Source organism: Streptomyces sp. NPDC014861 (assembly GCF_043081625.1).
In the GTDB taxonomy this organism is placed as follows: Bacteria; Actinomycetota; Actinomycetes; order Streptomycetales; family Streptomycetaceae; genus Streptomyces.
In genome coordinates, this window is the sequence record NZ_JBIBWV010000008.1 from 247,669 (window position 1) to 257,247 (window position 9,579).

Below are 9,579 nucleotides of genomic sequence, written 5' to 3' on the forward strand. Positions count from 1 at the left end.
CACATGCTTATCGCTCAGCGTCCGTCGCTGACCGAAGAGGTCGTCGACGAGTTCCGCTCCCGGTTCGTGATCGAGCCGCTGGAGCCGGGCTTCGGTTACACCCTCGGCAACAGCCTCCGCCGTACCCTCCTCTCCTCGATCCCGGGTGCCGCTGTCACCAGCATCCGCGTCGACGGTGTCCTGCACGAGTTCACCACCGTGCCGGGCGTCAAGGAGGACGTCACCGACCTCATCCTCAACATCAAGCAGCTGGTCGTCTCCTCGGAGCACGACGAGCCGGTCGTGATGTACCTGCGCAAGCAGGGCCCGGGTCTGGTCACCGCCGCCGACATCGCGCCCCCGGCCGGTGTCGAGGTGCACAACCCCGACCTCGTCCTGGCGACCCTGAACGCCAAGGGCAAGCTGGAGATGGAGCTGACCGTCGAGCGCGGTCGCGGCTACGTCTCCGCCGTCCAGAACAAGCAGGTGGGCCAGGAGATCGGCCGTATCCCGGTCGACTCCATCTACTCGCCGGTTCTCAAGGTCACCTACAAGGTCGAGGCGACCCGAGTCGAGCAGCGCACCGACTTCGACAAGCTCATCGTCGACGTCGAGACCAAGCAGGCCATGCGCCCGCGCGACGCCATGGCGTCCGCCGGCAAGACCCTGGTCGAGCTGTTCGGTCTCGCCCGCGAGCTGAACATCGACGCCGAGGGCATCGACATGGGCCCGTCCCCGACGGACGCCGCCCTCGCCGCCGACCTGGCGCTGCCGATCGAGGAGCTGGAGCTCACCGTCCGCTCCTACAACTGCCTCAAGCGCGAGGGCATCCACTCCGTGGGTGAGCTCGTGGCGCGCTCCGAGGCCGACCTGCTCGACATCCGCAACTTCGGTGCGAAGTCGATCGACGAGGTCAAGGCGAAGCTGGCCGGCATGGGCCTCGCGCTCAAGGACAGCCCGCCCGGATTCGACCCGACCGCCGCCGCGGACGCCTTCGGCGCGGACGACGACGCGGACGCCGGGTTCGTCGAGACCGAGCAGTACTGAGAGCTCGGGCCCTCGGGTCCGTACTTCGGCGCGGGTGCGCTGTGCTTGATCGCGCAGTTCCCCGCGCCCCTTCCGGACTCGCCCCTTCGGGGCTTGTCCGGATCTCCGACGGGTGACCGCCCGCTCGGACACTGACACCGGTACCTCATACGGCCGGTGCAGATCACAAGGAGAAACACCATGCCGCGTCCCGCGAAGGGTGCCCGCCTCGGCGGTTCCGCCGCTCACGAGAAGCTGCTCCTCGCCAACCTGGCGAAGTCGCTGTTCGAGCACGGCCGCATCACGACGACCGAGGCCAAGGCCCGCCGTCTGCGTCCCGTCGCCGAGCGCCTGATCACCAAGGCGAAGAAGGGCGACATCCACAACCGTCGCCTGGTGCTGCAGACGATCACCGACAAGGGCATCGTCCACACCCTCTTCACCGAGATCGCCCCGCGCTACTCGGAGCGTCCGGGTGGCTACACCCGCATCACCAAGATCGGCAACCGTCGTGGCGACAACGCCCCGATGGCCGTGATCGAGCTGGTCGAGGGCGAGATCGCCAAGAAGGCGACCGTCGCCGAGGCCGAGGCCGCCACCAAGCGCGCCGTCAAGGAGGCCGACGAGGCCCCCGCCGCCGAGGCGACCGAGGACGAGGCGAAGGACGCGTAAGCGTTCTTCCGACGTTTCTCGCGGACGGGCCCGTACCCCCTGGGGTGCGGGCCCGTTCCCGTGTGTCTGAGAGGATCTTCTGGTGAGTGATGACGTGCAGCCCGGGTTCGTACGGGTGCGGCTGGACCTGTCGTACGACGGCCGGGACTTCTCCGGCTGGGCCAAGCAGGCCCGCGGGCAGCGGACCGTGCAGGGCGAGATCGAGTCCGCGCTGAAGACCGTGACGCGGTCCCCGGAGACGTTCGAGCTGACCGTCGCCGGCCGGACCGACGCCGGGGTGCACGCGCGCGGTCAGGTCGCCCACGTGGACCTGCCGGAGGAGCTGTGGCGGGAGCACCGCGAGAAGCTGCTGCGGCGGCTCGCCGGGCGGCTGTCGCACGACGTCCGGGTGTGGAGCGTCGCCGAGGCCCCCGAGGGCTTCAACGCCCGCTTCTCCGCGATCTGGCGCCGGTACGCCTACCGGGTCACCGACCACCCCGGCGGCGTCGACCCGCTGCTGCGCGGCCATGTGCTGTGGCACGACTGGACGCTCGACATGGACGCCATGAACGAGGCCGCGGCCGCGCTGATCGGCGAGCACGACTTCGCCGCGTACTGCAAGAAGCGCGAGGGCGCCACCACCATCCGCACCCTCCAGGAGCTGCGCTGGGAGCGGCGGCCCGACGGCGTCCTGGAGGCCACCGTCAAGGCCGACGCCTTCTGCCACAACATGGTCCGCTCGCTCGTCGGCGCGCTGCTCTTCGTCGGCGACGGGCACCGGCCGGTCGAGTGGCCGGGCAAGGTGCTGGCCGCCGGGGTGCGGGACTCCGCCGTCCACGTCGTCCGCCCCCACGGCCTCACCCTCGAAGAGGTCGGCTACCCCGCCGACGACCAGCTCGCCGCCCGCAGCCGAGAGGCCCGCAACAAGCGGACCCTCCCCGGCGCCGGCTGCTGCTGAGACGGGTCCGCTACCGCGGCGGGGCGGAGGAGGCGGCCGCCGCCTTCGCCTGGCTCTTGCCGCGGGCGTAGATCTGGTTGAAGACGAAGGTGCCGAGGTCGTCGCTGGCCTGGAAGACGGGCTTGTCCCCGGTGGTGACCTTCTTGCCGTTGGCGAAGCCGGCCTGGGTGAAGTAGGCGTAGCGGCCGACCGAGTTGGCGCGGCGCAGGCAGACGGTGGCGTGGCAGAAGTTCTTCACGCCCTTGCCGGCGAGGGGCGCGATGCCGCCGGTGGCCTGCTTCTTCGCGGCCAGCGCCGCCTTCTCCGAGGGGAAGACGGCCACGCCGACCGTGATCGCCACGCCGTCCTTGACGTAGGTGGCGCGCAGGACGCGCTCGCAGCCGTTCTTCTGGAGGACGGATCCGAGGCCGCCCGTGGTGACCGAGGCGCAGTTCTTCGCCGCGGAGGTCGCGCCCTTCTTGTAGGGGCGGCCGAACATGGTGAGCTTCGAGCCGGGGTACAGCCCCTCGGCGGTCAGCGGCGCCGTGTCCTTCTTCGGATCGGTGATGTAGTCCTTCGGGTCCGGCGGGGGCGGCGGGGCCACGGAGGAGAAGGTCGGGGCGGGGGTGGGCGGGGCCGTCGTGGTGACGGCGCCCGTCGGGGTCGGTCCGCCGCCGTTCTTGGCCTCGTCGTTCTTCTTGTTCGTCGCCACGACGGCGGTGGCGACGATGGCGCCGACGGCGACGGTCGCGAGGACACCGCCGCCGATCAGCAGTCGGCGCCTGCGGCGCCCGCCCGCCGCCGAGGCGTCCGCGAGGGCGCCCCAGTCAGGGGTGCCGTCGCCGTCCCGGCCGCCCGCGAAGGGGTCCTGCGGCGGCGGGTAGCCGTACCCGTGCTGCTGTCCGTGCGGACCCTGCGGCGGCGGGTATCCGTATCCCCCCTGCCGGTCGTTCCCCTGCGCAGGCGGCGGGTATCCGTACCCCCCCTGCTGCCCGTTCCCCTGCTGGGGCGGGTATCCGTACCCGTGCTGTCCGTTCCCCTGCCCCTGCTGCTGCGGCTCCTGTGGCCACTGCGGTCCCCCAAAGCTCATGCCGCGCATCCTAATCCGCTTGGGAGAAGCGGACGCGGGCGGCGACAATGCACCTCATGGGACATGTCGAGGCCGCGCATCTGGAGTACTACCTTCCCGACGGGAGGGTCCTGCTCGGGGACGCCTCCTTCCGGGTGGGGGAGGGCGCCGTCGTCGCGCTCGTCGGGGCCAACGGCGCCGGCAAGACCACCTTGCTGCGGATGATCGCGGGGGACCTCCAGCCGCACGGCGGCTCCGTCACCGTCAGCGGCGGGCTCGGCGTGATGCCGCAGTTCATCGGCTCCGTACGGGACGAGTCGACCGTCCGCGACCTGCTGGTCTCCGTGGCGCACCCGCGGATCCGGGAGGCCGCGAAGGCCGTCGACGAGGCCGAGCACCTGATCATGACGGTCGACGACGAGGCCGCGCAGATGAAGTACGCGCAGGCGCTCGCCGACTGGGCGGAGGTGCAGGGGTACGAGGCGGAGACGCTGTGGGACATCTGCACCATGGCCGCGCTGGGCGTGCCGTACGACAAGGCGCAGTTCCGTCAGGTGCGGACGCTCTCCGGCGGCGAGCAGAAGCGGCTCGTCCTGGAGTCGCTGCTGCGCGGCGGCGACGAGGTGCTGCTCCTCGACGAGCCGGACAACTACCTCGACGTGCCGGGCAAGCGGTGGCTGGAGGAGCGGCTGCGGGAGACCCGCAAGACCGTGCTCTTCATCTCCCACGACCGGGAGCTGCTGTCGCGGGCCGCGCAGAAGATCATCGCGGTGGAGCCCGGCGCGGCCGGTTCCGACGTGTGGGTGCACGGCGGCGGCTTCGACACCTTCCACGACGCCCGGCGCGAGCGGTTCGCCCGCTTCGAGGAGCTGAAGCGGCGCTGGGAGGAGAAGCACGCGCAGCTGAAGAAGCTGGTCGTCAACCTGCGGCAGGCGGCCGCGGTCAGCCACGAGATGGCGTCCCGGTACGCCGCCGCCCAGACGCGGCTGCGGAAGTTCGAGGAGGCCGGTCCGCCGCCGGAGCCGCCGCGCGAGCAGGACATCCGGATGCGGCTGCGCGGCGGACGTACCGGCGTCAGGGCCGTGACCTGCGAGAACCTTGAGCTCACCGGTCTGATGAAGCCCTTCTCCCTGGAGATCTTCTACGGGGAGCGGGTCGGCGTCCTGGGCTCGAACGGCTCCGGCAAGTCCCACTTCCTGCGGCTCCTCGCCGGTGACGCGTCGGTGGCCCACACCGGTACGTGGAAGCTGGGCGCGCGGGTCGTCCCCGGGCACTTCGCCCAGACCCACGCCCACCCCGAGCTCGCCGGGCGCCCGCTGGTCGACATCCTGTGGACCGAGCACGCCAAGGACCGGGGCGCGGCGATGTCGATGCTGCGCCGGTACGAGCTGGAGCGCCAGGGCGACCAGCCCTTCGACAAGCTCTCCGGCGGACAGCAGGCCCGCTTCCAGATCCTGCTCCTGGAGCTGGCCGGCACCACGGCGCTCCTCCTGGACGAGCCGACGGACAACCTGGACCTGGAATCGGCGGAGGCCCTCCAGGACGGACTGGAGTCGTACGAGGGCACGGTCCTGGCCGTCACCCACGACCGCTGGTTCGCGAAGAGCTTCGACCGTTTCCTGGTCTTCGGCTCGGACGGCGTCGTACGGGAGACGACCGAGCCGGTGTGGGACGAGCGGCGGGTCGACCGGGCGCGGTAGGGGCCGTCACGGGGCCCGACCGGGCCCGGCAGGGCCGCTTCGGGACCCGGCCGGGCGGCAGGGCCGCTACGGGACCAGGACCAGGCGGCCGCGGAGGCCGCCCCGGGCCAGGCGGTGGTGGGCCTCCGCCGCTTCCGCCAGGGGCAGGGCCTCCGCGACGCGGGGGGTGAGGACGCCCTCCTCGGCCAGGGACGCCAGACGGGTCAGGCCGGCGCCGTCCGCGCGGACCCAGACCGGGGCGACCCGGATGCCCCGGAGGGGGTACGGGGCGCCGCCGGCGACCAGGGCGGCGAAGGAGCCGCCGGTACGGACCGCGTCCAGGGCCGCCGCGCCCAGGACGGCGGCGTCCAGGGCCGCGGCCGCGCCGCCGGGCACCAGGGCGCGGACCTCCTCGCCGAGCCGGCCCGCGCCCGCGGGCACGAAGAGCGCGGCGCCCAGCTCCCGTACGGACGCCTCGTCGGCGGCGCGGGCCGTCGCCACCACCCGGAGGCCGCGCGCGGCGGCCAGCTGCACCGCGTAGCCGCCGACCGCGCCCGCGGCCCCGGTGACCAGCAGCGTCTCGCCGCCGGGCAGGGCGAGGGCGTCCAGGGCCTGGAGGGCGGTCAGACCGGCCAGCGGGAGGGTCGCGGCGGCCACCGGTTCGAGCCCGGCCGGGGCGGGCACCACCGCGTGGGCGTCCAGGACGACCTGCTCGGCCTGGGTGCCGAGGGGCACGTCGAGCCGGTCGTTCATGCCGATGACCCGGTCGCCGGGGCGGACGTGGGTGACGTCCGGGCCGGTCTCCTCGACCACCCCGGCCACGTCCCAGCCGAGCCCGAGGCGGCCCCCGCCGCTCATCACCCCGGCCTCGGCGAGGACCCCGGCGCGGGTCGCGAGGTCCACCGGGTGCACGGTGGCGGCCTCGACCCGCACCCGCACCCGCCCGGGGCCGGCGGCGGGGACGGGGACGTCGGCGATCCGCAGGACCTCCGGCCCGCCGAAGGAGTCGAGGACGAGTGCGCGCATGGGAGGGGCCTTTCGCGGGACGGCGGGCGGATGTGAGGCTCCTCACGAACCTAGGGAGCGCTACTCTCCTTCGGGAAGCAGGCACCTGGAAGTGCGTACCGCACCCGAGGGAGAGCGCCCATGGCCACCCGTACCGCCGCCGAGCGGCGCGCCGAGGCGCGCCGCGCGTACGACGCGTACCTCGCCGAGTGCCCCGCCCGGCAGCTCCTCGACCGGCTCTCCGACAAGTGGGTCACCCTCGTCCTGAACGCCCTGGCGGACGGCCCCCGGCGGTACGCCGAACTGAGCCGCAAGGTCGCCGGCGTCAGCCAGAAGATGCTCACGCAGACCCTGCGGGGGCTGGAGCGCGACGGCCTCGTGACCCGCACCGTGACCCCCTCCGTGCCGGTCCGGGTCGACTACGCGCTGACGCCGCTGGGCGATTCGCTGCTGCCCGTGGTGGCGGCGGTCAAGGCGTGGGCGGACGGGAACATGGGGGAGGTGGCGGCGGCGCGGGCGGCGTACGACGCGTTTTGACCCGCCGCGGGGAGCCCGGGTAGTCTTCAGGTTTGTTATGCGTATAGGCCGCGTCGTTCTCACGCGAGGGGCCCTTACGCAGGTTCCCTGGAGCAGTTACCAGTGGCTCGCATACGGGCATCGCGTCCCGGCAGTGCAGGCCCCAGCTGCATGATCGCTTCAGGTGTGTCTGGACTCCATCCACTGAAGAAGCGAAGGCTACGAAGTGCGTACGTACAGCCCCAAGCCCGGCGATGTCACTCGCCAGTGGCACATCATCGACGCGCAGGACATCGTCCTGGGCCGTCTGGCGACCACGGCTGCGAACCTCCTGCGAGGCAAGCACAAGCCGGTCTACGCCCCCCACATGGACATGGGCGACTTCGTCATCATCATCAACGCCGACAAGGTCCACCTGTCCGGCAACAAGAAGACCCAGAAGATGGCCTACCGCCACTCCGGCTACCCGGGTGGTCTGCGCTCCGTCCGCTACGACGAGCTGCTGGCCAAGAACCCCGAGAAGGCCGTCGAGAAGGCCATCAAGGGCATGATCCCCAAGAACACCCTGGGCCGTCAGATGCTCTCGAAGCTGAAGGTCTACGCGGGCGAGAACCACCCGCACGCTGCCCAGCAGCCGGTCCCGTTCGAGATCACCCAGGTCGCGCAGTAGTTCCGGCCACACCCCCTAAGAACGAAAGAAATCTGAGGAGCATCGTGGCCGAGACCACCCCTGAGACCCCCGTCGACGAGTTCGAGGGCGTCGAGGAGTACACCACCGAGACCGAGGTCGTGGAGGGTGACTACACCTCCGAGTCCCTGGCCTCCCGCTTCGGCGACCCGCAGCCGGCCGCCGGCCTGGGCCGTCGCAAGAACGCCATCGCCCGCGTCCGGATCGTCCCGGGTACCGGCAAGTGGAAGATCAACGGTCGCACCCTTGAGGACTACTTCCCCAACAAGGTGCACCAGCAGGAAGTCAACGAGCCCTTCAAGGTGCTCGAGCTCGACAACCGCTACGACGTCATCGCCCGCATCGCGGGTGGCGGTGTCTCCGGCCAGGCCGGCGCCCTGCGTCTCGGTGTCGCCCGCGCCCTGAACGAGGCCGACGTCGAGAACAACCGCCCGGCGCTGAAGAAGGCCGGCTTCCTCTCCCGTGACGACCGCGCGGTCGAGCGGAAGAAGGCCGGTCTCAAGAAGGCCCGCAAGGCTCCGCAGTACAGCAAGCGTTAATCGCCTGCCAGCACTGCTTGTACGTACGCCCCGGCGCACTGCGCGTGCCGTCGGGGCGTACGTTTTTTCTTAACCTTTTGCACCCCTGGACTTTTTCCACCTTTGGGCACGCATTTTCGGAGGACAGCTGTGGGACGACTCTTCGGCACCGACGGCGTACGCGGCGTCGCCAACGCCGACCTGACGGCGGAGCTCGCGCTCGGCCTGTCGGTCGCGGCGGCGCACGTGCTCGCCGAGGCGGGGACCTTCGAGGGCCATCGGCCGACGGCCGTGGTCGGCCGTGACCCCCGCGCGTCCGGAGAGTTCCTGGAGGCGGCCGTCGTCGCCGGCCTCGCCAGCGCCGGTGTCGACGTCCTGCGCGTCGGCGTCCTGCCGACCCCGGCCGTCGCCCACCTCACCGGCGTCCTCGGCGCCGACCTCGGCGTGATGCTCTCCGCCAGCCACAACGCCATGCCCGACAACGGCATCAAGTTCTTCGCCCGCGGCGGCCACAAGCTGGCCGACGACCTGGAGGACAAGATCGAGGCCGTCTACGAGGAGCACCGCACCGGCGCTCCCTGGGACCGCCCCACCGGCGCCGGCGTCGGCCGCGTCCGCGACTACGACGAGGGCTTCGAGACCTATGTCTCCCACCTCCTCACCGTGCTGCCCAACCGCCTCGACGGCCTGAAGATCGTCCTCGACGAGGCCCACGGCGCCGCCGCCCGCGTCTCCCCGGAGGCCTTCACCCGCGCCGGCGCCCAGGTCGTCACCATCGGCGCCGCCCCCGACGGCCTCAACATCAACGACGGCTGCGGCTCCACCCACCTGGAGCTGCTCAAGGCCGCCGTCATCGAGCACGGCGCCGACTTCGGCGTCGCCCACGACGGCGACGCCGACCGCTGCCTCGCCGTCGACCACACCGGCGAGGAGGTGGACGGCGACCAGATCCTCGCCGTGCTCTCCCTCGCCATGCGCGAGGCCGGCACCCTCCGCGGCGAGACCGTCGTCGCCACCGTCATGTCCAACCTGGGCTTCAAGCTCGCCATGGAGCGCGAGGGCCTCACCCTCGTCCAGACCGCGGTCGGCGACCGCTACGTCCTGGAGTCCATGAAGGAGCACGGCTACGCCCTCGGCGGCGAGCAGTCCGGGCACGTCATCGTGCTCGACCACGCCACCACCGGCGACGGCACCCTCACCGGCCTCATGCTGGCCGCCCGGGTCGCCGCCACCGGCAAGTCCCTCGCCGAGCTGGCCTCCGTGATGGAGCGGCTGCCGCAGATCCTCATCAACGTCAAGGACGTCGACAAGTCCCGGGTCACCACGTCCGCCGAACTCGCCGCCGCCGTCGCCGACGCCGAGCGCGAACTGGGCACCACCGGCCGCGTCCTGCTCCGCTCCTCCGGCACCGAGCCGCTGGTCCGCGTGATGGTCGAGGCCGCCGACATCGAGCAGGCCCGCTCGGTCGCGCAGCGTCTCGCCGACGTCGTGAAGTCCGCGCTGGGCTAGGG

10 protein-coding genes are annotated in these 9,579 nt (G+C 71.8%); 8 read left to right on the forward strand and 2 right to left on the reverse strand.

Annotated features, from left to right (window positions below):
• Positions 1 to 3: 3 nt before the first annotated feature.
• From ACF1BN_RS19430 to truA, 3 genes are all read left to right on the forward strand, one after another.
• Positions 4 to 1,026: a DNA-directed RNA polymerase subunit alpha gene (locus ACF1BN_RS19430; protein ID WP_030759338.1), complete on the forward strand. Its 1,023-nt coding sequence runs from the start codon at positions 4 to 6 to the stop codon at positions 1,024 to 1,026.
• 180 nt (positions 1,027 to 1,206) lie between these two features.
• Positions 1,207 to 1,677, forward strand: a complete 471-nt coding sequence (gene rplQ / locus ACF1BN_RS19435) for a 50S ribosomal protein L17 (RefSeq protein WP_030759335.1) — start codon at positions 1,207 to 1,209, stop codon at positions 1,675 to 1,677.
• An 82-nt stretch (positions 1,678 to 1,759) separates the two neighbouring features.
• Positions 1,760 to 2,614, forward strand: a complete 855-nt coding sequence (truA, locus tag ACF1BN_RS19440) for a tRNA pseudouridine(38-40) synthase TruA (RefSeq protein WP_376602563.1) — start codon at positions 1,760 to 1,762, stop codon at positions 2,612 to 2,614.
• Positions 2,615 to 2,624: 10 nt separating this feature from the next.
• Here the strand turns inward: truA and ACF1BN_RS19445 are convergent, their stop codons facing one another.
• Positions 2,625 to 3,683: a hypothetical protein gene (locus ACF1BN_RS19445; protein WP_392332795.1), complete on the reverse strand. Its 1,059-nt coding sequence runs from the start codon at positions 3,681 to 3,683 to the stop codon at positions 2,625 to 2,627.
• 56 nt (positions 3,684 to 3,739) lie between these two features.
• On the opposite strand from ACF1BN_RS19445, the gene ACF1BN_RS19450 reads away from it, so the two are divergent.
• Positions 3,740 to 5,362 carry an ABC-F family ATP-binding cassette domain-containing protein gene (locus ACF1BN_RS19450; RefSeq protein ID WP_392332796.1) on the forward strand — a complete coding sequence of 541 codons (1,623 nt, stop codon included), beginning with the start codon at positions 3,740 to 3,742 and terminating at the stop codon, positions 5,360 to 5,362.
• Between the two features lie 66 nt (positions 5,363 to 5,428).
• On the opposite strand, the gene ACF1BN_RS19455 is transcribed toward ACF1BN_RS19450, so the two are convergent.
• Entirely contained in the window at positions 5,429 to 6,367 is a 939-nt protein-coding gene (locus ACF1BN_RS19455; protein ID WP_392332797.1) for an NADP-dependent oxidoreductase, read from the reverse strand.
• A 120-nt stretch (positions 6,368 to 6,487) separates the two neighbouring features.
• Here ACF1BN_RS19455 and ACF1BN_RS19460 point away from each other — a divergent pair, with 120 nt between their 5' ends.
• The 4 genes from ACF1BN_RS19460 (at position 6,488) to glmM (ending at position 9,577) form a co-directional block, all read left to right on the forward strand.
• Entirely contained in the window at positions 6,488 to 6,883 is a 396-nt protein-coding gene (locus ACF1BN_RS19460; RefSeq protein ID WP_392332798.1) for a winged helix-turn-helix transcriptional regulator, read from the forward strand.
• A 205-nt stretch (positions 6,884 to 7,088) separates the two neighbouring features.
• Entirely contained in the window at positions 7,089 to 7,532 is a 444-nt protein-coding gene (rplM, locus tag ACF1BN_RS19465; RefSeq protein WP_189974780.1) for a 50S ribosomal protein L13, read from the forward strand.
• Positions 7,533 to 7,576: 44 nt separating this feature from the next.
• Positions 7,577 to 8,089: a 30S ribosomal protein S9 gene (gene rpsI / locus ACF1BN_RS19470; RefSeq protein ID WP_030494273.1), complete on the forward strand. Its 513-nt coding sequence runs from the start codon at positions 7,577 to 7,579 to the stop codon at positions 8,087 to 8,089.
• A gap of 129 nt (positions 8,090 to 8,218) precedes the next feature.
• A complete protein-coding gene (glmM, locus tag ACF1BN_RS19475) occupies positions 8,219 to 9,577 on the forward strand; it encodes a phosphoglucosamine mutase (RefSeq protein ID WP_392332799.1) in 1,359 nt (452 codons plus the stop codon).
• Positions 9,578 to 9,579: the final 2 nt, after the last annotated feature.